This is a genomic window from Streptomyces sp. NPDC059679, assembly GCF_042734105.1.
Lineage (GTDB): Bacteria > Actinomycetota > Actinomycetes > Streptomycetales > Streptomycetaceae > Streptomyces.
The window spans coordinates 222092-249090 of sequence record NZ_JBHWES010000008.1 but is presented as its reverse complement, the minus strand read 5'-3'; the positions used below and the strand labels follow the sequence as shown (position 1 = coordinate 249090).

The following is a 26999-nucleotide window of genomic DNA, read 5'->3' as shown; positions in this document are numbered from 1 at the left end:
GCGGGCTCGGGGTGGGCGCGTGGCCGGCTGCCGCCGCCGCCCCCGCGGGCGCCCCGCGCGGCCCCCCCCCGCCCCCCCCCCCCACGCCTGGGGCTGGTGGGGCGTCAACCGCACTTCTGCCCGCTGTTGATGCACTGCACTGCCTGGTTCATCAGCTGGTCCGACATCACGTTGATGAAGTCGTCGTGGTCGGTGATCGGCTTGTGCAACTGCTCGGGGAAGCCGTCGACCGCGAAGGTCTCGCCCGCCGGCACCTCATAGGTGATCTTGTTCACCAACTGGGGGATCGCCTGGAAGCCGTTGGGGCAGGAGCCGTCCTCCTGGGCGAAGGCGACGTGGTCACGGTGGTTGGCGCTGTCGATGTTCTTGCCGTCCCAGCAGCTCTGGAAGGCGAAGCTGCGCACCACATCGCTGCCCTGCGGGCAGATCGGGTACTTGTCGGTCAGCTGGCGGTCCTCGAAGCCGGTGCAGCTCCAGTGGGCGTTGGCGTTGGCGGTGCCGTTGGTGAACGCCTTGGCGTCACCGGTGATGATCCGCAGGAAGCGGGGCATCGCGGTGACCTTGCCGACCGGGCTGCCCTTGAACTCGATGGTGGAGCTCTTGGGGGTGAGGATCTTGCCGACGTTCCCCTCGAGGCCACCGCCGAGCTGGTTGGCGTCCTTCTCCTGGGTGCCGTCCTGGACCCGGACCACCGGCCAGTAGTACGTGGACTGGTCGCCGTTGGTGCAGGTGGTCTCGCCCGCGGCCAGGCTGTCGTTGGTCGAGTTGGCGTTCGTGGTCTTGTTGCCCACGTAGTCGTGGGTGTGGTGGGCGCCGTTGCCCACACCGGGCGCCACGATCACGTTGTCGGTGTTGCGGATGCCCTGCTCGTTGACACCGCACTCCGAGACGAAGCTGCCCTTGGACGCGTTGCCCTGGTTCTGCGGCTCCTTGACGTTGGGCTGCACCTTCGTGATGTCGACGAAGTCGTCGGGGGAGGGGCCGTTGCCCTGCTGCCCGCCGTTGCCGCCCTGCTGCCCGCCTTGCTGGCCGCCACCCTGCTGCTGGCCATCGCCCTGCTGCCCGCCGCCTTGCTGGTTTTCGCCCTGCTGGCCGCCGCCCTGCTGCTGGCCACCGCCCTGCTGGTTGCCCTGCTGGCCGCCACCCTGCTGCTGGTTGCCGCCCTGACCGCCCCGGCCCTGCCCGGCGAAGTTGGTCTGCATCTTGCAAGCGCTCATCTGCTCGAGACCCGCGGGGCGTTGGGCGCTGCGGCTGATGGCGGTCCCGATACGGTCCAAGGTGGCCGTGCGCTGCTGCTGGAGCGTGGTGAGCACGGAGTCCGTGCCCGCCTCCTTGTTCGCCATGCGCTGGTATGCCTTGGCCACCTGGGAGTCGAGCTCGGCCAGGTTCCTGTCGACCTCGGTGCGGGCCTGGCGGGGCACGTGGTTGAGCTTCTGGCCCACGTCGGGGCAGCTGATCGTGCCTGCCGTCGCCGACAGCGTCCGCTCTTCGCCGGAGCTCTTGTCGCCGCTCGCGGACGCGTTCGCCGCGATGATGGCCGCGCCGCCACCGCCGAGCGCCAGCGCGGCGACGATGGCCACGGTCTTGTTCGTGAAACGCCCGCGTTTATGGGTCTGTTGCCTCATGAGATCACTTCACTTTGTGTTGAGGGCCTCGAAGTCGACAAGCCCGGTGTCCTCAAGGACCGTGATGTGGTCGAGAACGACTGCGTTGGCCCTTGTCGCGAGGGACCTGACCATGGAGTTCTCGCTCTGCGCCCGCACCTGGGCAACCAGGCCGAAGACTTTCCCGTGCGCGGCGCGCAGGCGGTTGGCGAACACACGCTGGAACTCCGCCGGTGAGGCGGCGTTGGTCATTTCGTTGAGCCAGCCCTGCTGCTGCTCATTGGGCTGGGTGGGCAGGTCGATTCCGAGAGCCTGGCCCACCTCGTTGGATCGGCGGTCCAGCTCGGTGTGGCCTTCGATGAGGTGTTCGCCCGCGGTCTTCACGGCGTCGGTGTTGCCACGCTCCTGCGCCATGCGTCCCGAGGGGAGCTCCCACAGGCCGGCGAGCTTGACCTTGCGGACGAAGTCCCTGTCGACCGCGGTGAGCGGTCCGTATTGCGTACTGATGGTTCCTTTGCCGTCGTCGGTGACCCCGCTCGGGAGCGCCGCGGCGCTGCTTTCGCCGAACAGGCTCACGGGGATGAGCAGTGCCGCGAGCGTCATGGCGAGCGCACCGATGATGAGCCCGGTCCCGATCGTGCGGCTGGAAGCAATGGATCTGCTGATGACTGATCGCACAGCGCCCTCCTTGGTTCGGAGTGACACCGGACGCTAGTGCCTGGTGTGGGCCGGGAGTGGAGAGCTCATCACCAATGAATAAAGACCTGACAGCGATCGCTACTTGCTGGTACTCTGCCGAACTGTTTTGTGTCCCGCCCCCTGAGCTGGTGTTTACGTCCGCTTTGCCCAGTCGGGGGGCGGGAGTTGCCCGGGTCGGCGCCGGTCGGGGGTCGGCGTTGAACTCAGCCCTTGGCGAGTGCCTTGAGCCGCGTCAGGCTGCCGTTGAACTTGTTGTGGTCGCCCACCACCGGCCCGGAGGACGTGTACTGCCAGATGGTGTGGGTCTTCCAGCCGGCCGGCAGCGCCCCCGGCGTCGACGCGTAGCGCGCGAGCCACAGCGGGTTCTTCGTGCCGAACGCGCCGCTGTTGCCGGTGCAGGACTTCCACCAGCTGGTGGTCGTGTAGATCACCGGGTCGCGCCCGGTGCGCTTCTTGACCCGGGCGCCGAAGTCCTTGATCCAGGTGACCATCTGGGCCTTGGTCTTGCCGTAGCAGGACGCGCCGTACGGGTTGTACTCGATGTCCAGCACGGGCGGCAGGGTCTTCCCGTCGGCGGACCAGCGGCCGCCGTTGTTCACGAAGTAGTCCGCCTGTGCGGTGCCGCTGGACTTGTTCGGCAGGGCGAAGTGGTACGCGCCGCGGATCATGCCCTTGTTGGCGGAGCCGTTGTACTGCGAGGCGAACTTGGGGTTCTTGTACGTCGTGCTCTCGGTGGCCTTGACGTAGGCGAACCGGACGTTCTTGTTCCAGAGTGACGTCCAGTTGACCGTCCCCTGGTGGTTGCTGACGTCGACCCCCTCCACCGTGGCGGCCGCCGTGGCCTTGGGGGTCGCCTCGGGGTCGCCGCCCTCGTGCTCGGCGACGGTCGAGCCCATCCAGTCCCGCTCCGGATGTGCGGGGGCCTGCGCCTGCGCCGCGTCGGCCTCGGACGCCTCGGTGGTCGAAGCCATGGCGGGCACTAACGAGGCCAGGCTGGCGGCGACCGCGAGGGCCAACCCGCCCATGGCGTAGGGCGAGCGCAGAGCGGGGCGTTTCCGGTGGGCACCCTTGCCGGTCTGTGCGGACATGTCTGCTCCTCCGAACTCGGTGTCACGTGGGGGGAAGTGCGGTGCGGCGAAGATACGCGCGTAGATCACGAGGGTGGAAGGGGTTCGCGAATGAATTCGCGGATTCGTTGAACGCCTCGCCCGTCGCGTCCGTACCGATGGACGTGAAGCCCGAGCATGCACCGCGAAGGTGTTCCCCGGAAGACGCCACCCGTCCGGCCCCCGGCCGCGCCGCGGCCCCGCGCCCCGCGCCATGGGTCGCGCCGCCGCGTCGCCGCGGCCGTATCGGCGCCGGTGCGGTGGTGCCGGCCGTCGCTGCCGTGGCGCTGCTGTCGGCCGGGTGCGGTTCGGACGGCGAGAACGACAAGGCGTCGATCGGGGAGCGCGGGAAGGCCAAGCCGAGCGCGAGCGCCCCGGCCGCCCGGCCGGCCGGCGTCGAGAAGCTGGGCAAGGCGATGGGCTGTAAGCCGGAGATCACCACGGACGTCGACGACTACCGTCAGGGGGTCTGCCATCTCGGCAAGAAGAACTATGTCTTCCTCAGCTTCGTGACCGCCAAGGGGCAGCGGGACTGGCTGGACTACGCGCAGATGTACGGCGGGAGTTTTCTGGTCGGCAACCGCTGGGTCGTCTCGGCGGAGTCCATGGGCTCCCTGAAGGCCGCCCGGGACACGCTCGGCGGTGCCATCGAGAAGTCCACCGCGTACAAGTCCTCCCCGTCCGCCTCGAACCCGTCCCCCTCGGGCTGAGGTGACGGCCCGTCTCACACCCTCTCCCCGCCCCTTCTCTGTCCCCTTTATATGGGGCCCGATACAAGCGGTCCCGGAACGGCCCTATATGGCGGCCCTATATAGGGGACAGAGGGCGGGCTGAAGGAGGGCGAGGGGTGTCCCTCCCGTGCGCCCGCGCCACCCCTTGACAGCCCCGCCGGATACTGGGTTACTTGATCGCGTCGCGCGGTTAAACCGAATGTTCGGTCGGTCCATGAGGTGGTGCCAGACATGACGGTGTCGACGCATACGACGGGCGGCGGGCGCCGACTGGGATCACCACCGCCGGCCGAACTCCTCGACGCCGCTGAACGGATGGGGCCAGAAGAGCTGCGCGAGACCCAGCTGGCCCGGCTGCGGACCACCCTCAGGCGGGTCTACGACCATGTCGAGCCGTACCGGGCGAAGTTCCGCGCGGCCGGCGTCGAGCCCGAGGACTGCCGCACGCTGGCGGACCTGGCCCGCTTCCCCCTCACCACCAAGGCCGATCTGCGCGACACCTACCCCTTCGGTCTGCTCGCCGTGGACCGCTCACAGCTGCGCCGCGTCCACGCCTCCAGCGGCACCACCGGCCGCCCCACCGTCGTCGGCTACACCGCGAACGACCTGTCCATGTGGGCCGGGGTGGTCGCCCGCTCGCTGCGCGCGGCCGGCGGGCGCCCCGGCCAGATGGTGCATGTCTCCTACGGGTACGGCCTGTTCACCGGCGGCCTCGGCGCCCACTACGGCGCCGAGCGGCTGGGCTGCGCCGTCGTCCCCGCCTCCAGCGGCATGACCGCCCGCCAGGTGCGGATCATCGAGGACTTCAGGCCCGAGATCATCATGGTCACCCCCTCCTACATGCTCACCCTCCTCGACGAGTTCGAGCGCCAGGGCGTCGACCCGCGCACCACCTCCCTCAAGGTCGGCGTCTTCGGCGCCGAGCCGTGGACCGAGGAGATGCGCCGGGAGATCGAGGAGCGCGCGGACCTGCACGCCGTGGACATCTACGGGCTGTCCGAGGTGATCGGCCCCGGGGTGGCCCAGGAGTGCGTGGAGACCAAGGACGGGCTGCACGTGTGGGAGGACCACTTCTACCCCGAGATCGTGGACCCGCTCACCGACGAGCCGGTGGCCGACGGCGAGGAGGGCGAGCTGGTGCTGACCTCCCTGACCAAGGAGGCCATGCCCGTCATCCGCTACCGCACCCGCGATCTGACCCGGCTGCTGCCCGGCACGGCCCGGCCCGCGTTCCGCCGCATCCAGAAGATCACCGGCCGCTGCGACGACATGATCATTGTGCGCGGGGTGAACCTCTTCCCCAGCCAGATCGAGGAGATCGTGCTGCGCACCCCGGGCGTCGCTCCGCACTTCCAGCTGGTGCTGACCCGGCGCGGCCGGATGGATCAGCTGACCGTACAGGCCGAGGCGCGCCCCGGCGCCACGCCCGAGGCGCGCGCGGCCGCCGAGCGGGCCATCGCCCAGGCGGTCAAGGAGGGGGCGGGTCTGACCGTCGAGGTGGCGGTGGTGGAGCCGGAGTCGCTGGAGCGCTCCGTCGGGAAGCTCCGCCGGGTCAAGGACCTGCGCTGAGGACCCAGCGTGGCGATGGCCCATCAGGTCAGCGCAGATCGCCGCGGAGCGGCACGGTGAAGGGGTCGGCGGAGCGCGAGCGGGTCACATACTGCGGGACCGGGGCGGCGTCGGTGCCGGTGTCCCGCACCAGCCCGTAGCGGATCGCCGCGTCCCCGGGCGGCTGCAGAATGTCCTGGAGGATCCCCGCCCGGTCCACGGCGGAGACCGCGAGGTTGTAGTCGGCCCAGTCCTCGTTGAGATGGAGGGTCACGCTGCCGTCGAGGTAGTAGTACTCGTTCTGCCACATCTGCTGCGCGCCCGCCGGCAGGGTGTCGAACCCCGTGGCGGCGCTGCCCATCCCGGTGTGCGGCCGGTCCGTGGCCCCGGGTATCTGGTCGTCCATGCGGCGGCCCCCGCCGGAGGCCACATGGAACAGCCGCCCGCTCAGCCCGGTCCAGCTGGGCATCCGCAGCCGGCCGGACCGCTCGGCGGGCACTAGCCCCCAGCGGACCCGGACGTACCCCTGCCCGGTCAGGGTCACATACTGAGCGTTGTTGACCATCACGTATCTGCCGGGGCCCGGCTGTTCATAGCTGCCCGAGCCGGTGATCGCACGCCCCTCCGGCCGCTTCGGCAGCGGACCGGGGCGGGCGGTGGCCGCCGGGGCCGCGTCGGCCTCGTCGACCACCGTGCCGTACAGCGAGCGCGGAACGGCCGAGGCGGAGGCCGACCGGGAGGACTTGGGCCTACGCGACGGCGGGCGGGAGACCGCCTCGCCCACCTCCCCGGTCGTCGCCGCCGCCGAAGCCTCGGGTACGACGGGTGCGGAGGACGCCGCGGCGGACGGCGGACGCCCCGGGTTCGGGGCGGAGCCGGGCCCGGCCTGGACGTACAGGGCGGTGGCGGCGACCGCCAGACCGCCCGCCGCGGCCACCGCCACCACCGGCTTCGCCGTGGTCTGCGCCAGGAGCTGAGCCAGTTTGCCCCCAGCGGTCTTCGACGCCGCAGCCGTGGCTGCTGCCGCTGACGTCCCCGAGGCGAGCTGCCCCAGCGCGTACGCGGCCAGCCCCGCCGGAAGCGGCACCAGGGCCATGCCCACCAACAGCCCCTCGGCGGGCACCAGATCGGCTGCGGCGAATCCGCACCGCGGGCACTGCCCGATATGGCGGGCCAGGCGCTTGCGCCACAGCGCGGACGGTGTGCCGTGCCACGGCTTCACCAGCGCCGACAGCTCCGGGCAGCGCGGCGACGCGCGCAGCGCCCGCACCACGCCCCGGGCGGTGTCGAGTCGGCTCTTGACCCGCTGGACCCGCACCGCGGCGTGTTTCGGGGCGAGTTCACAGGCCGCCGCGAGTTCGGCGCGGGTCAGCTTGCCCGCGGCCTCCAGCCACCACAGCGACAGCACCTCCCGCTCGTCCCGCTCCAGCCAGCGGGTCGCCTCCACGGCCTCCCGCCGCTGCCCGGACAGCCCGAGCCGCAACACCGTCAGCTCGGCGAAGTCCGCACCGGGATCGGCCACCTCGACGGCCTCCTCCAACTGCCCGGCCCGCGCCCCCGCCCGCCCCTCGCGCCAGCGCTGACGCACCTGGTTCAGGGCTATCGCCACCAGCCAGGACCGGAACCGCTCCGGGTCGGCCAGGCCCGCCAGCCCCGTCACCGCCCGCAGCATCGTCTCCTGTACGACGTCATCGACGTCGGCGTGGCCGTCCAGGGCCCGGCCCACCACGTTGTAGACCAGCGGCAGGTACTCCTCCAGCAGCTCCGCCAGCGCTCGCTGGTCCCCAGCCCGCGCCGCTGCGACGACCGCGGCGTCCGACTGCTCCTTGGTGCGCACGCGCCACCTCGCTCTCTCCCGATCAGGGCCCCATTACGGCCGACCACCCCGGTCATGTCGGGGTGCCCCCCATAGGAGACGGAGCCGCGCGGTCTGGATAACACAAATCCCGGAAAGCTTCCTACGCCCCGGAACCCCGCCGGGTTCCGGGCCGACTACCTGCTCACCGGTGTTCCACCGGAGGACTCGACCTGGGAGGGATCCATGGCAGGTACGGACAACGGCCGCCGCAAACTGCTGCGGGCGGCCGCGGCCGGAACCGTGGGCGCGGGGCTGACGACGGTCGCGGCGGCCCCGGCCCGCGCCCAGCAGACCCGCGAGGAGGGCGGCGCCGCGACCGGCGGGGTGTCCGGGCGGCCGATACGGGTGGCGGTGCTGCTGTACGACGGCTTCACCGCGCTGGACGCCGTCGGCCCGTACGAGGTGCTGTGCCGCGTCCCTCACGTCTCGGTGACCACGGTGGCCAAGCGGGCCGGGCGAGTGCGCACGGACACCGGGGAGCTGGCGCTGGTGGCCGAGCGGTCCCTCGACGAGATGCCCCGGGCGGAGGTCGTGCTGGTGCCGGGCGGGGGCGAGCGCGGCACCACGGCCTCGATGGGCGACGAGGTGATCCTCGACTGGCTGCGCCGTATGCACGAGAAGACGGTGTGGACCACCTCGGTGTGCACCGGGTCGCTGATCCTGGGCGCCGCCGGACTGCTCCGCGGCCTGCCCGCCACCACGTTCTGGGCCGCCCGCCCCTCGCTGGCCGATGTGGGCGCCATCGACACACCGGGGCGGTTCATCGAGACGGGGAAGATCATCACCGCCGCGGGGGTCTCCGCCGGGATCGACATGGGCCTGCACCTCGCCGCACGGCTGTCCGACGAGAACACCGCCAGGGCCATGCAGCTGGCCGTCGAGTACGACCCCGCCCCGCCGTACGACACCGGCAGCCCCGACAAGGCCGGCCCCGAGCTCCAGCGGCTGGCCCTGAAGCTGCTGGCCGACGCCGCGACATGACGCCCGGCGGCGTGTGCTGACCTGCGGTGACGCGCGGTGATGCGCGGTGAGCCGCGGTGATGTGGGCGGACGCGCTCAGCGGACCCGGGGCAGCGGCTGCTCCGTCCAGATCACCTTGCCGTGCTCGGTGTAGCGGGTGCCCCAGCGCAGGGCGAGCTGGGCGACCAGGAACAGCCCGCGGCCGCCCTCGTCGGTGGTGCGAGCCCGGCGCAGCCGCGGGGAGGTGCTGCTGCCGTCGGCCATCTCGCAGATGAGCGCGCGCTCGCGCAGCAAGCGCAGTTGCAGTGGTTCGCGGCCGTACCGGATGGCGTTGGTGACCAGCTCGCTGACGATCAGCTCGGTGGTGAACGCCGGCTCCTCGAGGCCCCACTCGGTCTGCCGCGCGATGACCTCCTGGCGCGCCCGGGACACCTCGGCCGGGTCCGCGGGCAGATCCCAGACGGCGACCTGATCCTCGCCCAGAGCCCGGGTACGGGCCACGAGCAGCACCACATCGTCCACGGGGCGCTCCGGGAACAGCGACTCCAGGGCAGCGCAGGTCTGCTCCGGCGTACGGCCCGGGCGGGCCAGCGCCGCGCGCAGCCGCTCGAAGCCGACCCCCGGGCCGTGGCCGTCGCCGGTGAGCAGGCCGTCGGTGTAGAGCACCAGCAGACTGCCCTCGGGGACCTCGAAGTCGGCGGTCTCGAACGGCAGGCCGCCCACGCCGAGCGGTGGCCCCGGGGGCACGTCGGGAAACTCCACGGTGCCGTCGGGCAGCACCAGGGCGGGCGGCGGGTGTCCGGCCCGGGCGGCGGTGCAGCGGCGGTTCACCGGGTCGTAGACGGCGTACAGACAGCCGGAGCCGACGATGCCCGGCTCGCTCTCGCCGCCCGGCTCGGGCCCGGTGTCCGTCGAGTACATGTCCGTGCCGCCCGCCGGGTCGGTGCCCAGGGCGTCCGTACCCGTCGCGTCCGGGTCGAGACGGCAGACCAGATCGTCGAGTTGGCTGAGCACTTCGTCGACCGCCAGGTCCAGCGCCGAGAAGTTGTGGACGGCGGTGCGCAGCCGGCCCATCGTCGCCGTCGCGTGCAGTCCGTGCCCGACCACGTCGCCGACCGCCAGGGCCACCCGGGCGCCGGACAGCGGGATCACATCGAACCAGTCGCCCCCGACCCCGGTCGTCGCGGGCCGATAGCGGTGGGCGGCCTCCACGGCGTGCTGCGCGGGCAGCCCGCGGGGCAGGAGGCTGCGTTGCAGCGCCAGCGCGGTCGTGTGCTCGCGGGTGAAGCGCCGCGCGTTGTCGATGCATACGGCGGCGCGGCTGACCAGGTCCTCGGCCAGGGACAGATCGTCCTCCTCGAAGGGCTGCTTGAGCGCGGAGCGGTAGAACGCGGCCACGCCCAGGACGACACCCCGGGCCCGCATCGGCACCGCGATCAGCGAATGGATCCCCGCGCGCAGCGCCTGCCCGCCGCGGGCCGGATCGTTGGCCAGCCAGCCGTACGCCTCGTTCAGATACGGCTCGAGTACGGGTTCGCCGGTGGCGAGCGCGCGGGCGTGCGGTGTGGAGGCGGCGTAGCGGACCGACTCGCCCGCCGCGTACAGATGGGACCCCGTGCGCACCCCCGCCATCGCCACCCGCAGCAGCGGGCCGCCGGTCCCCACCGGCTCCTCGCCGCGCAGCACGCAGTCCGGCAGGTCCACGGCCATATAGTCGGCGAACCGCGGCACGGCCACCTCGGTCAGCTCCTCGGCGGTGCGGGTGACGTCCAAGGTGGTGCCGACCGTCACGCCCGCCTCGCACAGCAGCCCCAGCCGCTCCCGGGCCAGCAGCGCCAAGCGGCTGACGCCGGGCTCCCCGACGGCGAGCGGACCGCCGCGCGCCCACGCGTCGGAGGAAGGCACGGGGCCGGGGTGGCCCGACGCGGCAGGCGGGGTGGGGCCGTCGGCGGGCGGGAGCGTGGGAAACGCGAGGCTCCCCGGGACGAGCGGCGGATGGGGCATCGGGCCTGCGCCTGCGAGGGCGGGCGGCTCTGGGGAGCCCGTACGGTCCGCGGCGGCACAGCGGCAGCGCTCGCCGCCGGGCAGCACGGCCTCGACGAGGAAGCCGACCGCGCCGGTGGGGCCGTGGGCCTCATGGCACCAGAGCGTGACACCGCGCCCCTCGGGGAGCCGCGCCTCCACGACACAGGCGCGTCCGCCGGCGATGAGCTGGAGGGCCAGCTCCTGAAGGACCAGCCGATCCCGCCGGTCGAGGGCGTCGGGGGCCTCCCGGGCGCCGCCGACGGCGAAGGAGGCGAGCAGTGCCCGCTCGCGGGCGGTGATGCGGTCGAGCAGCCGTTGCTCGACGGCGACCGCCGCCTGGTGGACCAGGCCCAGCATCGAGACGTCGGCGTGGCGGTGGTCGCAGGTCAGGTCGAGTGCGCCGAGGACGCGCCCGCTCAACGGGTCGCGGATGGGGGCGGCCGCGCAGGCGAACTGTCGCATGATGTCGGCGAAGTGCTCCCGGCCGCATACGAAGGCGGGCTGCCGGGCCGCGAGCGCGGTGCCCATGCCGTTGGTGCCGGTGAGCTCCTCGGAGAAGCCGAAGCCGGGGGCGAGATTCAGGGAGTCGAGGAAGCGGTTGAGCGAGTGTTCGCCGACCCGGCGCTCCAGCACTCGGGCGTCCTGGTCGCACAGGACCGCGCTCACCCGGATACCGGAGACCTGGGACTCGAGCCGGTCCAGCACCGGACGGGCGGCCTCGGCCAGGCTGCCGCCGAGGTCCAGCTCCGTGTGGTACAGCACGTCCACATGGTCGGCTGCGATGCCCAGCGACCGGCAGCGCTCCCAGGAGCTGAGGATCGGCGGACGTACGGCGCGGCTGACGAGTCTGCCCGCCAGAAAGCGGTCGTGGGCATCGGTGAGGACGGCGGTGTCGTCCCAGCTGACCGGCACTTCATCACTTCCCCGAGGAATGCTCCCTCTTTCGGGATTCAAGTTTCACCCCAAATGAGGGCATATGCCAGCAGAGGGGGTGAAGGAGGTGAAGGGGGGTGACGGACAGTGTCGGCGCTGGTGAAACCGCGTCCTGGTGCGCGGGGTGACCCTCCGCCCCGACGGACCGGGGCCCGGACGGCGCCGGTCCGTCGGGCGGAGCGTCCGAACAGGGGCCCTCAGGCCGCCTGGGCGACGGTCCGGCGGCCGGTGGACGGGGGTGCCATGATGCCGCCGCGGCGCAGGACCGCGTAGCCGACGCCGATGCCCACGGCCACCGGCCACTCGATCGCGTCCGCGGCGCCCAGCAGGCCCAGGCCCACGTACAGCGGCAGACCGCCCTTGGCAGGCAGCCAGCGGCGGGCCATCGCCACCGGCAGCAGCGCCGCGTCCATCAGGCCGCCCCCCACGCGCCCCATCGTGGGGCGCCCCATGGTGGGGACGGTGACGGTGAAGGACCGCTTGCCGCCGCCCGTCATGGTCTTGACCGGCTTCCCGGCCTTCGCCACGGCCTTGGTGCTCTTCGTGGCCGTACCGGCCGTGGCCTTCGTGGCTGTGGCCTTCGCGGCCGTGCTCTTCGTGGCCGTGCTCTTCGCGGCGGCCGCCGTCTTCTGCCGGGCCGTCGTCTTCTGCCGGGCCGCTGTCTTCGTCTTGTCCGAGGCCCCGCGCTTGCGGGTGGTGGTGGGAGTACTCACAGATCTCACGTCCACACATGGTTGACGTTGCGGTAATTCCTCACTTTTCAGGGTAATCGGGATTCATCTTCTGCCGAACAGGGTGCCTTCCGCTGAACAGGGCGCCGAGTGGGGGCGGCTGCCGGGCGACGTACAGGGAGGCCGCGCCGATGTCCCAGGCACCACGGTCAGAACGGTCGAAACAGCCGGAACGGTCGCGGCGATCGGGACCGCGCATCCCGGCGCCCCCGCTGCTGGGACCCCTCGCCGGCGGGGTGGCCGCCGGTGTGCGCGGCGCGGCCGGACTGGTCGGACGGCTGGCCAGGCTGCCACAGCGCGGAGTGTGGTCCCACCCCGGGCGCTGCTATATCGAGGTCCGGGGGGTGCACGGCATCGGGGGCGAGCGGGTCGGCCGCCGCGTGGAGACGGCGCTCGAAACACACCCCGGTGTCCGGTGGGCGCGGGTCAACGCGCCCACCGAACGCGTCGTGGTGTCGCTCGTCTCCCCGCCGCCGCGCGAATCCGAACTGGTCGCCCTGGTCGAACAGGCCGAAGCCCTCGGAGCGGCCGTCGTGGCCGAGGAGTTCGACGAATGGTGCCCGGAACCGCACCACCCCTCCGAAGGCGCCAACACCCCCGAATCCGTCTCCGCGCTGACCGCGGACGCCGTCGGCCTGGCCCTGTCCACCGCGCTGCGCCTGGCCCCCTGGCTCAAACTGCCCACCGAGGTGGGTGCGCTGGCCTCCCTGCTCCAGCACCATCCGCGGGTCCGCCGGCTGGCCGCGGCGATCGGCGGCGCCGAGCGGGCCGACCCGGCGCTGACCGCGATGAGCGCGCTGGCCCAAGGCGTGGCCACCCGCGGCGGAGGGCTCGCCCTGGACACTGTCGAGCGCATCGCCCAGTGGCGGGAGGCCGATGCGGAGAGCGAGACATGGGAGGCGGCCGAACCGCATCTGGTGCACGGACCGCGGGACGTGGCCGCCGAGCCGATCATCGTCGAGCGGCCCGGACCGCCCCCCAGGGACGCCACCGCGCTCTACGCGGAGCGGTCCATGCGCGCCGGGGCCGTCGCCGGCGCCCTCGCCGTGCCGTTCGCGGGCCCCCGCCGCGGGCTCGCCGTGGCGCTGGCCTCCGTACCCAAGGCATCGGGGGGCGGCCGGGAGGGGTTCGCGACCAGCCTCGCCCGCTTTCTCGCACTGCGCGGCGTGGTGGCCATGGACCGCGGGGCGCTACGGCGGCTGGGCCAGGTCGACACCGTGCTGCTGGATGAGGAGGCGCTGCGCAGTGACCGGTACGAGCCCATCGACATCGAGGTGCTCAACAGGGCCGAGGCCCCGCTGATCGCCGAACGGCTCTTCGAACTCTTCGACCCCGACGGCCCCCTGGAGGTCCGCCGGGACGGCCAGGGCTGGGCGCTGGGGCCCCTGGACCAGCTCGACCTGACGGGCCGTACGGGCAGTCAGGCCGCCTCGCGGCTGCGCCGCAAGGGCAGCGAGCGCGTCCTCGGCCTGGCCAAGGGCCGCCGTCTGCGGGCCGTGGTGGGGCTGGCCGTGCAGACCGCCCCGGGCGCCGAGGCCGTGGCGGCCGCCGCCCGCCGGGCGGGTGCCCGCGTGGTCCTGGCCACCGACCACCCGCACCCCGCGTTCGCCTTCGCGGACGCGGTGGTGCCCGCCGGAGGGCGCCTGGTGGCCTCGGTGCGCGCCCTGCAGGCCGACGGCGCCGTGGTGCTGCTGCTCTCGGGAAACCGCCGGGCGCTGGGCGCCGCCGACTGCAGCATCGGCACCCACCGGGAGGGCGAGCCCCCGGCCTGGGGCGCGCATCTGCTGGTCGGCGCGGACCTGGAGTCCGCCGGGGTGATCGTGGACGCCGTGGGAGTGGCGGCCCGGGTCGACCGGGACAGCGCCATACTCGCGGCCGGCGGCAGCGGTGTCGGCGCCGTCGCCGCCCTCCGGGCCCCGCGCCGACAGGCCGCTGCGCGCGCCACCGGCGCCGGCAACCTCGCCGGCACCCTCGCCTTCTGCATGGGCAACTGGCGCGCCCGGCAGCTGATAGCGCGCCCCCTGGCCCCACCGGTGACCTCCACCCCCTGGCATCTGATGCCCGTCCCGCGGGTCCTGGAACGCCTGGACACCCGGTCCGACGGCCTCGCCCCGGCCGAGGCCGCGGCCCGCGCCCGCGCCCCCGGCGCGCCGCGCACCGGAGAGCCGCCCGCCACCAGCCTGCCCACGGCGTTCATCGAGGAGCTGGCCAACCCCCTCACCCCGGTGCTCGCCGCCGGGGCCGCGCTGGCCGCGGCCGTGGGATCGCGCACCGACGCCGCCCTGGTGGCCGCCATCACCGGGACCTCCGCGCTGGTCGGTGCGGTCCAGCGGGTCAGGACCGAACGCGCCCTGGCCGAGCTGTTCGCCCGCTCCGCCATCGGCGCGCGGGTACGCCGCGGCGGCACCGAGCGGCTGGTCGCCGCCGGTGACCTGGTGGCCGGCGACATCGTCGTGCTGCGCCCCGAGGACGTGGTGCCCGCCGACTGCCGGCTGCTGGAGGCCGAGGGCCTGGAGGTCGACGAGTCGTCGCTGACCGGCGAATCCCTCCCGGTGGCCAAGGACCCGGCGCCGGTGGCCGCCGCGGACATCACCGGGCGCCGCTCGATGCTCTACGAGGGCACCACCGTCTCCGCCGGGCGGGCGGTGGCCGTCGTGGTGGCCACCGGCACCTCCACCGAGGTCGGCCGCAGCCTCGCCACCGCGCGCCAGGCCGCGCCCGTCACCGGCGTCGAGGCCCGTCTTGGCAGGCTCACCCGGGCGAGCCTGCCCATCGCCCTCGGCTCCGCGTCCGCGGTCTCCGGAGCGGGACTGCTGCACGGCCGCAAGCTGACCGACACCCTGTCCTCCGCGGTCAACCTCGCTGTCGCCTCCGTACCCGAAGGGCTGCCCTTCCTGGTCAACGCGGCCCAGCTCGCCGCCGCACGCCGCCTGGCGGACCTCGGCGCGCTGGTGCGCAACCCCCGCACCATCGAGGCGCTGGGCCGCGCCGACGTCCTGTGCTTCGACAAGACCGGCACCCTCACCGAGGGCAACCTCCAACTCGCGTCCGTCATCAGCGACGGAGAGGAGCAGCTGCCCGCCGACCGGCTCGACAACCCGCGCAAGGCCGTGCTCGCCGCCGCGCTGCGCGCCACCCCGCCGGCTCGGCAGGCCGAACCCATGGCCCACCAGACCGACCGCGCGGTGATGGCCGGAGCCCGCCGCGCCGGTGTCGCCGTACGACACGGCGCCCCCCGCTGGCGGCGCACCGACTCGCTGCCCTTCGAACCCTCCCGGGCCTACCACGCCACCGCCGGGCGCACCTCCCACCGCATGCTGCTCAGTGTGAAGGGCGCACCGGAGAACGTGCTGCTGCGCTGCGCACACCGGCGGAGCCGGGACGTACGGACCCCGGACGTACGGAGCCGGGACGTACGGACCCCGCTGGACACCGCCGCCGCCAAGGAACTCGCCGACCGTGCCGAGGAGCTGGCCGGCGCGGGCCGCCGGATCCTGGCCGTCGCCGAGCGGCCCATGGCGGACGACGAGGAGCTGACCGACGAGTCCGTACGGGACCTGGACTTCCTCGGCTTCATCGCGCTCGCCGACCCGGTCCGCACCAGCGCCGCCCCCGCCACCAGGCGGCTGCACGAGGCGGGCGTGCACACGGTGATGCTCACCGGCGACCACCCGGCCACCGCGGACGCCATCGCCGCGACCGTCAGCGACGTCCCGGAACCCAAGGTGTGCACGGGCCCCGAACTGGACGAGCTCGACGACGCCAGACTCGACGAACTGCTGCCCACCGTCGATGTGATCGCCCGGTGCAGCCCGCACCACAAGGTCCGCATCGTCCAGGCGTACCAGCGCCTGGGCCGGGTCGTGGCGATGACCGGCGACGGGGCCAACGACGCCCCCGCCATCCGCCTCGCGGACGTCGGGATCGCCCTCGGCCGGCGCGGCACGCCCGCCGCGACCGCCGCCGCCGACCTGGTCGTCGGCGACGACCGGCTGGAGACCATCGTCTCGGCGCTCATGGAGGGGCGGGCCATGTGGGCCTCGGTACGGGCCGCGCTCGCCATCCTCATCGGCGGCAACCTGGGAGAGGTCACCTTCAGCGTGGTCACCTCCGCGCTCACCGGCGGCACACCGCTGAGCGCCCGGCAGATCATGCTGGTCAACCTGCTCACCGACCTCGCGCCCGCGCTCGCCATCGCGGTGCGCGAGCCGACCGGCCACACCGGCGAGCGGCTGCTGCGCGAAGGCCCGCACCGCTCCCTGGGCACCGCCCTGACCCACGAGATGCTGCTGCGCGGCGCCATCACCGCCCTCGGCGCGGGCATGGCCTGGTCCGGCGCCCGGCTCACCGGCCGCGGCCGCCGTGCGAGCACGGTCGCGCTCGTCGCGCTGGTCGGCACCCAGCTCGCCCAGACCCTGGCCACCGGCGGTCTGGACCGGCACGTCCTGATCGCGGGGTTCGGCTCCGCGGCGGTCCTCGCGGGCATCGTCCAGACACCGGGCGTCAGCCAGTTCTTCGGCTGCACCCCGCTGGGCCCGGTGGCGTGGGGCATCACCATGGGCTCCATCGTCACGGCCACTCTGGTCGGCTCGGCGCTGACCCCGCTGGTGCGCGGTATGGCGGCGTAGGGCGAGGGCGTACGGCGTGCGGGGGGCTTACCAGCGTACGGCCGAGAAGTCGATCGGCTGGGGCCTCAGCGACCGCACCCGGTCCGTCAGCTCCGCCATGCGGCGGGCCGTCTCTGCGGCGGGCAGCCGCTTACGGTCCCCATGGCCGGGCAGCAGCCACTCGAAGCGCAGCCGTGGGGCCGTGCGGACCAAGGACGCGGCCAGCTCCTCGATGGAGTACCAGGTCACGCTCTCCACGACCTCGATATCCGCCGTGGTGCGCGACCAGTAGAGGCTGTCGCCGCTGAAGCAGTACCGGTCGTCCGCGACGTACAGCACGCTGCCCTCGGTGTGCCCGGGGAGCGGATGGGCGACCACGCCGTCGGCCACCTCGACCGGCTCGACGCCGCGCAGCACGCGGTCCGCGTCCGGGGCCGCGGCCAGATCGCCCTCGTGGATCCACAGCCGCGCGCCGAAGCGGTCCGCCCAGCGGCGGCCGTGCGCCGCGTGGTCGCGGTGGGTGAGCAGCACATCGGTCACCGGGCCCAGCGCCTCGTACCGCCCCGCCAGCGCCTCGCTCCAGCGCGGGGTGTCGACCATGACGCTCCCCGAACGGCGGCGCAGCAGATACGAGTTGGCCGCGGCGGTGTGCGTCGAGTTGTGTCCGCACAGCCAGACGGAGTCGTCCAGGGCCAGCGGAAACGGGTCGAGCGCCGGATCGAGCCGCTGCCCGGCGGGAGGGCGGATCGACCGGGTGTGACAGGCGTACGCGGCGGTGTGCAGCAGCCTGGTCTCCGCCTCGTCGCGCGGCTGGCGCAACACCCGCGAACGGCCGTCGGCCTCGCCGATCAGCCCCGGCGCGAGCTGCCGCGCCACATCGCAGTTCGTACAGCGATCGTCCACGTGCCAGCCGCCCTGCCCGGGGTCCGGCCGCGCCGTGTCAGTCATGGTTCGAGGTCCCTTCCGTCTGTGCCGATTCCTCTGTCGATCACGGCCGGTACGCGGCCGCTCACCCCATGCATATCCCGGGTGCGGCCAAAAAAAGAAGAGGGGCCGGACCTTGTTGTTTTCCGGGGAGGGGACTCTGAGCGGCCGCGGCACACGCGGAAGGTTTGTGGTGATTTGTCGGCCCGTCAGCGGGTGTCGAGCGCCAGCCGGACCGCGAGCCCGCCGAAGATCACGGCCGACGCCCGCTCCAGCCGGCGGCGGAAGGAAGGCCGGCTGAGCAGCTTGTCCGCCAGGCTTCCGGCGGCCAGCCCCACCGTGGCGTCCACCGGCAGCCCGACCATGATGAACAGCCCGCCGAGCGTCAGCAGCTGCAGCCACACCGGCCACGCCCCATCGCCCACGGTCAGGAACTGCGGCAGAAACGCCAGGTAGAAGAGGATGACCTTGGGGTTGGCCACATTGGTGAGCGTCGCCATCAGATAGAGCTTGCGCAGCGGCCGACGGGGCGCGGCGGCGGCCGGCGCGGGCCCCTGCTCGGCCTCGCCGGGCGTACGGCGGCCCGCCCGCCAGGAGGTGATGGCGAGGTAGATCAGAAACACCGCACCGGCCAGCCGCACCACCTCCAACGCCTCCGGAGCCGCCCGGAACAGCGCACTCAGACCGAGCGCCGCGGCGAGCGTATGCACGGCCAGACCGGTCGACATCCCAAGAGCGGCCACCACCCCGGCGCGGCGGCCTCCGGCCGTGGCGTTGGCCACGATGAAGAGCATGTCGGGACCGGGGGCGATGCTGAGCAGGAAGGCGGCCGCGACGAAGGCGGCGATGAGGGAGAGTTCCATGCGGCGAGTATCACCGCGGCGGTGAAGCCGGCCAAAGGCGTTTTCGTGGTGGCGGGGGTGCGGCGGGCGGTGCGTCGGCTGTCGGGGCCCGGGCTGGGGCCGGGGGTCGTCGCCTCGTGGCCGGCACGTGGTGGCCGGGCACGGTGGGCAGGGGCAGGGGGTAGGGCGGGCCCGCGGCAAGGGCGTGGCAGGGAGGGGGCAGGGCGCGGGGGACGGCCCTGGCGGCGGGGCGGGGACAATGGCCGGGTGAGTTACCGCTACCGCGTCCTCGGCGCCACCCAGGCCGTCCGTCCGGACGGCACCGAGGTGCCGCTCGGCGGCGCCCGGCTGCGTGCGCTGCTGGGCGCGCTGGCTGTGGGTGGCGGCCGTCCGGCGTCCATGGCGCAGCTGGCCGCCCAGGTCTGGGGCGAGGACGAAGCGCCGCCCGCCGACGAAGTGTCGGCGGTGCAGGCGCTGGTGGGGCGGTTGCGGCGGGCGCTGGGCAAGGAGGCGGTGGCCTCGGTGCCCGGGGGCTACCGCCTGGTGGCCGAGCCGGACGACATCGACCTGTTCCGCTTCGAGCGGCTGGCGGCGGAGGGCTCCGCCGCGATCGGCGCGGGCGACCCGCGCCTGGCCGCCGCGCTGCTCGACGAGGCGATGACGCTGTGGCGCGGCCCGCTGCTCGCGGATCTGCCGGGCGCCGCCGGCGGAGCGTCCCCCGCCTCGCGCGGCGGCCCCGCCGCCGTACGGGCCGAACGCCGCCACGCCCAGGCGCGCCGTGACCGCCTGGCGGCCGAGGTGGCGCTGGGCCGGGCAGAGGGTGCCCTGGCCGAACTGGCGGCGCTGGCGGACCAGGAGCCGCTGGACGAACCGCTGCAGGCGCTGTGGATCCGCGCGTTGCGCGCCACCGGCCGCCGTGCCGAGGCCCTGCAGGCGTACGAGGAAGTCCGCCTCCGGCTCGCCGATCGCCTCGGCGCGGATCCGAGCGGCGAACTGCGCGCCCTGCACGCCGGACTCCTGGCCGAGGACGTGACCCCGTCGCCGCCGGACGGTTCGGCGTGGCCTGCCGGGAGCGGCGCCCTTGAGCTTGACGGGAGTGGCAGGCGACACGGGCCGGGGAATCTGCGGCCCCGGCTCACCACCTTTGTCGGACGCGAGGCTGAACTGGACGGGCTGGTCGACGAGTTGCGCTCCCGGCGGCTGGTCACCCTGATGGGCCCCGGCGGTGTCGGGAAGACCCGGTTGGCCCTGGAGGCCGCCGAGGCGGCGGACGGGGCGTGGCCGGGCGGGGTGTGGGTGGCCGAGCTGGCGCCCGTACGGGGCGGGGAGGCCGTGGCGGAGGCGGTGCTGACCGCCCTCGGGGCGCGCGATACGGCGCTGGGCGGGCCCGGTGCCCGGGAGCTTCGGGCGGCCGAGGGAGCCGCGCTCGGTCCTCTCGCCGAGCTGCTGGAGCACTGCGCCCGGCGCCGGATGCTGCTCGTCCTGGACAACTGCGAGCATGTGGTCGGCGCCGCGGCCGAGCTGGCCCAGGCCCTGCTCACCGACTGCCCCGACGTGACCGTACTGGCCACCAGCCGGGAGCCGCTGGGCGTGCCGGGCGAGTGGGTACGGCCCGTCGAGCCGCTGCCGCCCGAGGTGGCGCTGCGGCTGTTCGCCGAGCGCGGCGCCGCCGTACGCCCCGGGTTCGGTACGGAGGACGACCGGCCGGCGTGCGAGGAGATCTGCCGTCGGCTCGACGGCCTGCCGCTGGCCATCGAGCTGGCCGCGGCCCGGCTACGGGCGCTGACCCCGCGCCAGATCGCCGACCGCCTGGACAGCCGCTTCCGGCTGCTGACCGGCGGCCACCGGACCGCACTGCCCCGGCAGCGGACGCTGCGGGCGGTGGTGGACTGGTCCTGGGACCTGCTGGACGAGGGTGAGCGGACGGTGCTGCGGCGGCTGGCCGTCTTCGCGGGCGGCTGCGCGCTGGAGGAGGCCGAGGCCGTCTGCGCCGAGCCCACCCGCGCCGGGGGCGCCACCCCCGCGACCCTCGACATCCTGAGTTCCCTTGTCGACAGGTCGCTCGTGCTCGCCCTGCCCGAGAGCCCGGACGGAATGCGTTACCGGCTGCTGGAGACCGTCGCCGAGTACGCCGCGCAGCGGCTGGCCGAGTCAGGTGAGCGGGAGGCCGTCGAGCGGCGGCATCTCACCGTCTACCGCGAACTGGTCCGCACCGGCGACCCCCTGCTGCGCGGCCCGGAGCAGGCGCGGTGGCTTGAGAGGTTCGAGGCGGAGCACGACAACGTACGGGCCGCGCTGCGGCGCGCCGTGGAGCTGCGGGAGGAGCAGGAGGGGCTGTGCCTGGCGCTGTCCATGAGCTGGTTCTGGCAGCTGCGCAACCACTACGGGGACGCCCGCTCGTGGGCGCCCGCCGCCGCCGCGCTCGGCCCCGACCCGTTCCTCGCGCCCGTACGGCCCGCCGTGCCGCTGGCCGACCCCTGCACCGCCCAGGCGCCGCCCTGGTCCGAGGAGCAGCTGTGGGAGGCCCGGCGCGGGGTGCGGCTGATGGTCTTCGCGAGCGGCGGAGGGGGCGCCGACCCGGCGGACGGGGAGGGTGCCCAGGAGTATCTGCGCGGGATCGTCGACGCGTACCGGCCGGGGTTGCCGCAGACCTGCCGTCAGCCCGGCTTCCTCTGGTTCTCCGCCAGGCTGCTCACCGGTCAGTCGGCGAGCCTCGGCGAGACCCTGGACGACGCGGTGCGGGACTGCCGGGAGTTCGGATACGTCTGGGAGCTCGGCCTCGTCCTGCTGCTGCGGGCGAGGCTGCGGTACGGCCACCCGGGCGGCCCGGAGCGATCGGAGGGCGACGCCGATCAGGCGCTGGCCCAGTTCGAGCGAACCGGCGATCCGTGGGGGATCGCGGAGTCGCTGTCCGTACGTGGCGAGGCGTACGAGTGGCGGGGCCGGTACGAGGAGGCCGCCGCCGACTTCGCGCGCGCCATCGGGATCGCCGCGCGGGGCGGCGCCAAGGCCCAGGTCCCGGCGCTCAAGGCCAGGCTGGCGTCCGTACGGCTTGAGACCGCCCGGGACGCGGGGGAGGAGGCCGAGGCCGAGCGGGTGCTGCGGCAGGCGGTGGCGGAGTCGGGCCAGTACGCGGGGGAGGCCCTGGACACGGCGCGGCTGATCCTGGTCCAGCGCCTCGGCCGCACGGGCCGTACCTCCGCCGCGCGGGATCAGCTCGACCAGCTGGAGCAGGCTTTTCCGGCCGCCACCCCGGCGTTCCTCACCGGCATGGTGGCGGGCCTGCACGGCTGGCTGGACTGTCTGGACGGCGCGTACGAGCGCGCCCAGGGGCACCTCCGGCGGGCCGTGCGCTCCCTGGAGACCCTGGCCTATCTGGTCGCCCCGCATCTGGTCGCCGAGCAGTTCATCAGCGCCGCCTGGGCGAAGGCGCACCTGGGCGCGGCGGAGGACGGGGCGCGGCTGCTGGGCGCGTACGACCGCGGGCCCGTGATGGAGGGCTTCTGCTTCCGCTCCTTCTCGGCCGCGGCCGAGGTACGGCAGCGGGCCGAGGCGGAGCTGCGCCGCGCGCTGGACGCGCGGGCGTACGAGCGCGCCTACGCCGAGGGCGGCGGCCTCACGGTGAAGGAGGCCGCCGCCCTCGTGTGACGGCGCCGAACCCTCAAAGAAGGGCCGCCTCAGCCGTTCGGCTCCGACCGCGCGTCCGCCAGCCGCTCCCGCGCCTCGGCCAGGTCCTCCTCCGTCGGGGCGTCGTCCTGGGTGAGCTTCAGCCGCCAGTAGCCGGTGAAGTCGACCGACCGCCGGTCGATGCCGCGCTCGTCGACCAGGTGCCGGCGCAGGCTCCGTACCGCCCCTGCCTCACCGGCCAGCCATGCGAACACCGAGCCGGGCGGGAAGGCGGCCGAGCGCACCGCGTCGAGCAGCAGCCCGCGGGATCCGGCGGGGCGTCCGCCGCGGTGCAGTCAGTGCACCTCCACCTCGCCCGCGGTCGTGAAGCGCTGTTCCTCCGCCGCGTCGGCCACCTCGATGTACGCCAGCGCGCGGGCGCCCTCGGGCAGCGCCTCGATCAGCGTGCCCATCGCGGGCAGCGCGGACTCGTCACCGGCCAGCAGCGTCCAGTCGGCCGCGCCGAGCGGCACGGGGCGGGCGAAGGCCGCCGAGGGGCCGAACATCCCGAGCGTGTCGCCGGGCCCGGCCGCCCGCGCCCAGCGCGTCGCCGGACCCTCACCCCCGTCCCCGTCCCCGTCTCCGTTCCCGTGCAGGACGAAGTCGATGTCCAGCGCTCGGCGCCGCGGGTGGTACGCCCGGATGGTGTAGCTGCGCATCCACGGCCGCTCGTCCTCGGGGATCGCCTGGTACGCCTGGTACCACCGCATCACATCACCGTCCGCGCCGGGCTCCGGGAGGACGGGCGCCGACTGGCCGGGCCTGGGGAAATACAACTTGACCTGCTGGTCGGGCGCGTCGCAGACGAAGTCGGCGAGGTCGTCCCCGCCGAAGGTCACGCGCGCCATGCGCGGGGTGATCCGCTGGACCTCGGTGACCTGGATGAACCGGACCGGCAACGACCGCTGCACCGAACCTCCTGAAGGCAGTGGGGGCTTGGACCGGGCGGCACACCGGGTGTGCCGCCCGTGCCCATGACGGTCCCAGCCGCTCCCTACAACCGGTCGACAGCTCGCCTACAGATCGATGGGCGCCTTACTCCGGATAGAACGTGCGCGGCCGTCCCCTGCCGTCCCGCAGCCGCCCCAGCAGGCTCGCCGGGTACTCGATGACCCAGTAGCTCACCACCGCGCCCACCGTGGCCACCGCCAGCACGACCACCACGGCGAGCGGGAAGCCCGAGGGGCCGGCGGGCGGCAGCAGGCCGCCGTCGTAGAGGGCCAGCATGATCGGCTCGTGCCAGATGAACATGCTGTAGCTGATCAGCCCGAACCAGGTCAGCCAGCGGGCCGTCAGCGCCCGGTGCAGCCGGGTCCGCCGCCGTCCATGGACGGTGCCGAACAGCAGCACCGTCCACAGCAGGGCGGCGAGCGGGTGGTAGAAGGTGAACGCGGCGTTCTCCGGAGCCGAGTACAGCGACAGCAGATACAGGCCCGCCACCGCGCCCACCTGGAGCCCCAGCGCCGTGCGCGTGCCCAGCCGCCCGCGCTCGCCGAGGCCGACCAATGCCACGGCCAGCGCCATGCCCGCCGCGAACCCGCCGAAGCGGGCCTGCGGGCCGAAGTACACCGGCCAGTCGGTGTGCGGCACCTCGAACCCGTAGCGGGCCACCGCGATCCACACCATCGGCCCGACGTACAGCAGCAGACATCCTCCCGCGCACACCGCGACGCGCGTAGCGCGCCGGCGAAATGGCCGGCAGGCGCGCACCGCCAGCGGGCCGAGGGCGACGAGCGCGAGGTAGAACAGCACCTCCAGCGACAGCGACCAGGTCGGGCCGATGGTGTAGAAGATCTGCTCCCGGTCGAAGACATGGGTGAAGGTCAGATGCGCGACCAGGTCCCGCCAGTTGCCCGGCAGCTCCGGGTTGCGGCTCGCCCAGACGACCAGGACCGCGAGGAAGTACAGCGGCAGGATCCGGATGGCGCGCCGGAACAGGAACGCCCGGGCGGGCCGGGTCGAGCCCCCATCGATCGCGGCGCGCGCGTACGACAGCGTCAGCAGATACGCGGACATCACAAAGAAGAGGTCGATCACCTCCAGGGATATCAGGGAGCCGAGGTACCGGTTGCCGACCGGCGGATGCGAGCCGTCGCGGTCATAGGTGTAGTACTGCTGCCAGACGTGGAAGACCACCGTGCTCAGCGCGGCCAGGCCGCGGTAGCCCTCGATCTCGCCGGCCCGGCGGCGGGTAGGCGCCTCCTTGGACGGCCGGTGCGGCGCGGGGGTACGCCCCGTGACGGGGACGGAGTTCACGGTCACCGTGTGCGTGCTCATCGATTCGCCGCCCCCTTCGCCGCCCGCGGGGTGACCCGCCACTGACGGTCCCGCACCGCCTCCTTCAGACATGCCTGCCGGGCCACGATGTTCTTGAAGTGGCTGTAGAAGAAGGTCGACACGAGGAGATACCGCCAGAACCACGCCTTGCGGCGGCGCAGTTCGGGCACCGCGAGCCGCCAGGCGAAGGCGGCCTGCACCACCCCGGCCGACAGGGTGAACAGCATGGCCAGCACACAGACCGGCACCGCCCAGTCGAGCCGTCCGGGGCCGCCCGCTTTCCACACCGCGTACATCAGCACCGGCAGGATCTGCAGGGTCAGCCACGGCTGCACCTCGCGCCAGCCCAGCAGCACCAGGAGCCCCAGCTTCTGGCGGAGCGTGAAGGCGGGGGAGCGCAGGGCCCGCCACAGATGGCGGAGCGAGACCTGAAGCCACCCCTGGGCCCAGCGCGACCGCTGGTTCCACAGCGACCTGAGCGTGGTGGGCGCCAGCTCTCGCGAGATGAGCGTGCGGTCCATGGCGATCCGCGCGCCCTCGCCGAGGGCGCGCATCGAGGAGTCGATGTCCTCGGTCAGCATCGACCCGTGCATCCGGGTGCGGGCGAGCAGATCGGCGCGCCAGAAGCCGTTGGAGCCGCCGAAGACCCCGAATCCGTACAGCCGGGTCCGGCCCGGGTGGCTGACCGCGTAGATCGCCTCGAACTCCACCCCCACCAGCCCCGCGACCCAGGAGCTGTCGCCGTTGCGGATCACACAGTGGCCCTGGACGACGTCATAGCCGTGGGAGAGCCAGTGCCAGGCGTGGCGGAAGGCGTCGGGGGCCGGGTGGTGGTCGGCGTCGAAGATCCCGACCACCTCGCCGCGGACCCGGCTCACCGCCGCGTTGATGTTCTGCGCCTTGGAGGTGGATCCCGGCACGTGGAGCAGCACCAGCCGGGCGTCGCGGCGGGCCATCTCGCGCAGGGTGTCCTCGACGGGCAGGGGATGCGGCGTGTTGTACGCCACCACGATCTCCAGGTCGTTCGGGTACTCCAGGCGCAGGAACGACTCGACGGTGTCGACGATGGTCGCGGCCTCATTGGGCAGATAGGCGGCGATCACGGCGCTGGCCGGGGGGTACGGCTGCGCGGGCTGCTCGGGCCGGTCCACCGAGTCGAGCGCGAACAGACACTCCACCACGATCAGCGCCGCGGACAGCAGCAGACCGGCCACCACCACCCAGTACATCGCCGACCCCAGGTCCCAGCCCAGCTCGTACATCCGCTGGTACAGAACGAACGGCACGCCCACGCCCAGCAGTAGCACCAGGACCGGGGACAGCGCCGATATCAGCGGGCGCAGGGCCAGGGAGAACGGGCGCCGCCGCCGGTGGCGGCGCGGCGCGCCGCGCATCCACGGCGCGTAGCGCACCGGGCGCAGATCCCGGTGGCGCAGCGACTCGGCCACCGCGTCCCGGGCCTGCTCGACGGCCTGGTGGTGGTCGGCGCACTCGGCCAGCGGGGTCCAGCCGATCGCGGGCGTCAGCCGGACGTTCTCGTCGGCGACGATGAACCGGGTGCCGGCCACGGCGCCCGCGAACTTCTGCAGGCTGCGCCGCGCGGCCTCCTCGTCCACGCCGGGCAGCAGCATCAGCAGACGGCCGTCGTCGTCCCAGCCGAACCGGTCGCAGGCGCCGCCGAGTTTCTCCGCCACGCCGGCCAGCCGCTCGGCGACCTCCCGGCGCACCCGTGGCCCCAGCCGGGACTCCAGGACGCCCGTCTCGGCCACCTCCACCACGGCCATGACCCCGGCGCGTCGGCCGGCCACGGGCCGCTGGAGCTCCCGGCCGAGCTCGTCCAGGAAGTGCTGGCGGGAGTAGAGCCCGGTGCGCGGGTCGAGCAGCAGATTCTCCACCGGGACCGGGACCCGGCGCAGCTTGGCCTCGATCCGGGCGGCCAGCTCGACCGGGTCGGAGGTGTCCGGTACGCAGTCGTCGGCGCCCTGCCGCAGCATGTCCGCGACGCCGGTGGGCCGGGGGGCGGCGGTGACCATGAGCAGCGGCAGCGCGCGGCCTGCCGGGGCGGCGCGGACCTCGCGGATCACCTCGAGGCCGTCGTGCCCGTCGTGTCCGCCGTGTTCTGGGGGCTGGTCGTCCAGCGCGACGATCGCGTCCGGGGGAGCCTGCCGGACCCGCAGATCGACGTCTCCGGGCAGGGCGTGGCTGACCTCGTGCCCGGTCGAGCGCAGGGTGTCGGTCAGCCGGTCGAGTCTGGGCCCCGGCGTGCCGACGGCCAGTACATGGCCGGTGGGGCGGGAGGTGGGCGGTGGGGATGTCATGGGCATGGGGCGGTGCGCAGCGAGCACCTGGCCCAGACGTTCAGGCATAGACGTGGGTCCCATCCTGTCCGGATCGTGGGGGCGGACCGAACACAACTGGTGGTGCCGACCAGCGAGTTGTGGGGGTGCCGGTCAGTCACACCAATCACAGTGGATCACTGTGACACCAC

15 protein-coding genes and 1 pseudogene are annotated in these 26999 nt (G+C 73.5%); 5 read left to right on the top strand and 11 right to left on the bottom strand.

Features of this window, described 5'->3' with window-relative positions:
* Positions 1 to 104 precede the first annotated feature (104 nt).
* From ACFV2X_RS12850 to ACFV2X_RS12840, 3 genes are all read right to left on the bottom strand, one after another.
* Positions 105 to 1625: a DUF1996 domain-containing protein gene (locus ACFV2X_RS12850; RefSeq protein ID WP_385615060.1), complete on the bottom strand. Its 1521-nt coding sequence runs from the start codon at positions 1623 to 1625 to the stop codon at positions 105 to 107.
* A gap of 9 nt (positions 1626 to 1634) precedes the next feature.
* A complete protein-coding gene (locus ACFV2X_RS12845; protein WP_014181503.1) occupies positions 1635 to 2282 on the bottom strand; it encodes a DUF4142 domain-containing protein in 648 nt (215 codons plus the stop codon).
* A 224-nt stretch (positions 2283 to 2506) separates the two neighbouring features.
* A complete protein-coding gene (locus tag ACFV2X_RS12840) occupies positions 2507 to 3391 on the bottom strand; it encodes a lysozyme (RefSeq protein ID WP_385615056.1) in 885 nt (294 codons plus the stop codon).
* A gap of 137 nt (positions 3392 to 3528) precedes the next feature.
* Between ACFV2X_RS12840 and ACFV2X_RS12835 the strand changes: the two genes are divergently transcribed.
* The gene (locus ACFV2X_RS12835) at positions 3529 to 4119 is read left to right on the top strand and encodes a hypothetical protein (RefSeq protein ID WP_385615053.1); all 591 of its coding nucleotides are present in this window, start codon (positions 3529 to 3531) and stop codon (positions 4117 to 4119) included.
* Between the two features lie 252 nt (positions 4120 to 4371).
* Positions 4372 to 5709, top strand: a complete 1338-nt coding sequence (gene paaK / locus ACFV2X_RS12830) for a phenylacetate--CoA ligase PaaK (protein ID WP_385615050.1) — start codon at positions 4372 to 4374, stop codon at positions 5707 to 5709.
* A 28-nt stretch (positions 5710 to 5737) separates the two neighbouring features.
* On the opposite strand, the gene ACFV2X_RS12825 is transcribed toward paaK, so the two are convergent.
* Positions 5738 to 7525, bottom strand: coding sequence for an RNA polymerase sigma factor (locus ACFV2X_RS12825; protein ID WP_385615047.1), 1788 nt, complete (start codon positions 7523 to 7525; stop codon positions 5738 to 5740).
* A 204-nt stretch (positions 7526 to 7729) separates the two neighbouring features.
* On the opposite strand from ACFV2X_RS12825, the gene ACFV2X_RS12820 reads away from it, so the two are divergent.
* On the top strand, positions 7730 to 8527 hold the full coding sequence (locus tag ACFV2X_RS12820; RefSeq protein WP_385615044.1) for a DJ-1/PfpI family protein: 798 nt from the start codon (positions 7730 to 7732) through the stop codon (positions 8525 to 8527).
* Between the two features lie 75 nt (positions 8528 to 8602).
* On the opposite strand, the gene ACFV2X_RS12815 is transcribed toward ACFV2X_RS12820, so the two are convergent.
* Both ACFV2X_RS12815 and ACFV2X_RS12810 read right to left on the bottom strand, forming a co-directional pair.
* Complete coding sequence (locus ACFV2X_RS12815; protein WP_385615042.1) at positions 8603 to 11443, bottom strand: SpoIIE family protein phosphatase; 2841 nt, start codon at positions 11441 to 11443, stop codon at positions 8603 to 8605.
* Between the two features lie 218 nt (positions 11444 to 11661).
* Positions 11662 to 12177 carry a hypothetical protein gene (locus ACFV2X_RS12810; RefSeq protein ID WP_385615039.1) on the bottom strand — a complete coding sequence of 172 codons (516 nt, stop codon included), beginning with the start codon at positions 12175 to 12177 and terminating at the stop codon, positions 11662 to 11664.
* A gap of 149 nt (positions 12178 to 12326) precedes the next feature.
* Here ACFV2X_RS12810 and ACFV2X_RS12805 point away from each other — a divergent pair, with 149 nt between their 5' ends.
* Positions 12327 to 16823 (top strand): HAD-IC family P-type ATPase, encoded by a 4497-nt coding sequence (locus ACFV2X_RS12805; RefSeq protein WP_385615037.1) that lies wholly within the window; start codon positions 12327 to 12329, stop codon positions 16821 to 16823.
* A 27-nt stretch (positions 16824 to 16850) separates the two neighbouring features.
* On the opposite strand, the gene ACFV2X_RS12800 is transcribed toward ACFV2X_RS12805, so the two are convergent.
* Positions 16851 to 17750 (bottom strand): MBL fold metallo-hydrolase, encoded by a 900-nt coding sequence (locus ACFV2X_RS12800; RefSeq protein ID WP_385615034.1) that lies wholly within the window; start codon positions 17748 to 17750, stop codon positions 16851 to 16853.
* A gap of 185 nt (positions 17751 to 17935) precedes the next feature.
* Positions 17936 to 18589 carry a LysE family translocator gene (locus ACFV2X_RS12795; RefSeq protein WP_385615031.1) on the bottom strand — a complete coding sequence of 218 codons (654 nt, stop codon included), beginning with the start codon at positions 18587 to 18589 and terminating at the stop codon, positions 17936 to 17938.
* 246 nt (positions 18590 to 18835) lie between these two features.
* Between ACFV2X_RS12795 and ACFV2X_RS12790 the strand changes: the two genes are divergently transcribed.
* A complete protein-coding gene (locus ACFV2X_RS12790; protein WP_385615028.1) occupies positions 18836 to 22216 on the top strand; it encodes a BTAD domain-containing putative transcriptional regulator in 3381 nt (1126 codons plus the stop codon).
* A 29-nt stretch (positions 22217 to 22245) separates the two neighbouring features.
* On the opposite strand, the pseudogene ACFV2X_RS12785 reads toward ACFV2X_RS12790, so the two are convergent.
* The 3 genes and pseudogenes from ACFV2X_RS12785 to ACFV2X_RS12775 all read right to left on the bottom strand — a co-directional run bounded on the left by ACFV2X_RS12785 (position 22246) and on the right by ACFV2X_RS12775 (position 26877).
* A pseudogene (locus ACFV2X_RS12785) lies at positions 22246 to 23145 on the bottom strand (siderophore-interacting protein).
* 124 nt (positions 23146 to 23269) lie between these two features.
* Positions 23270 to 24511 carry an acyltransferase family protein gene (locus ACFV2X_RS12780; RefSeq protein WP_385615026.1) on the bottom strand — a complete coding sequence of 414 codons (1242 nt, stop codon included), beginning with the start codon at positions 24509 to 24511 and terminating at the stop codon, positions 23270 to 23272.
* Complete coding sequence (locus tag ACFV2X_RS12775; RefSeq protein ID WP_385615024.1) at positions 24508 to 26877, bottom strand: glycosyltransferase; 2370 nt, start codon at positions 26875 to 26877, stop codon at positions 24508 to 24510. Before ACFV2X_RS12775 ends, ACFV2X_RS12780 begins: the two co-directional genes overlap by 4 nt.
* Positions 26878 to 26999: the final 122 nt, after the last annotated feature.

Coding starts and splice junctions, on each gene's coding strand:
- ACFV2X_RS12820 (WP_385615044.1), top strand. CDS start 7,730: ATGGCAGGTACGGACAACGGCCGCCGCAAACTGCTGCGGGCGGCCGCG.
- paaK (WP_385615050.1), top strand. CDS start 4,372: ATGACGGTGTCGACGCATACGACGGGCGGCGGGCGCCGACTGGGATCA.
- ACFV2X_RS12805 (WP_385615037.1), top strand. CDS start 12,327: ATGTCCCAGGCACCACGGTCAGAACGGTCGAAACAGCCGGAACGGTCG.
- ACFV2X_RS12840 (WP_385615056.1), bottom strand. CDS start 3,391: ATGTCCGCACAGACCGGCAAGGGTGCCCACCGGAAACGCCCCGCTCTG.
- ACFV2X_RS12835 (WP_385615053.1), top strand. CDS start 3,529: ATGGACGTGAAGCCCGAGCATGCACCGCGAAGGTGTTCCCCGGAAGAC.
- ACFV2X_RS12780 (WP_385615026.1), bottom strand. CDS start 24,511: ATGAGCACGCACACGGTGACCGTGAACTCCGTCCCCGTCACGGGGCGT.
- ACFV2X_RS12800 (WP_385615034.1), bottom strand. CDS start 17,750: ATGACTGACACGGCGCGGCCGGACCCCGGGCAGGGCGGCTGGCACGTG.
- ACFV2X_RS12850 (WP_385615060.1), bottom strand. CDS start 1,625: ATGAGGCAACAGACCCATAAACGCGGGCGTTTCACGAACAAGACCGTG.
- ACFV2X_RS12795 (WP_385615031.1), bottom strand. CDS start 18,589: ATGGAACTCTCCCTCATCGCCGCCTTCGTCGCGGCCGCCTTCCTGCTC.
- ACFV2X_RS12775 (WP_385615024.1), bottom strand. CDS start 26,877: ATGCCTGAACGTCTGGGCCAGGTGCTCGCTGCGCACCGCCCCATGCCC.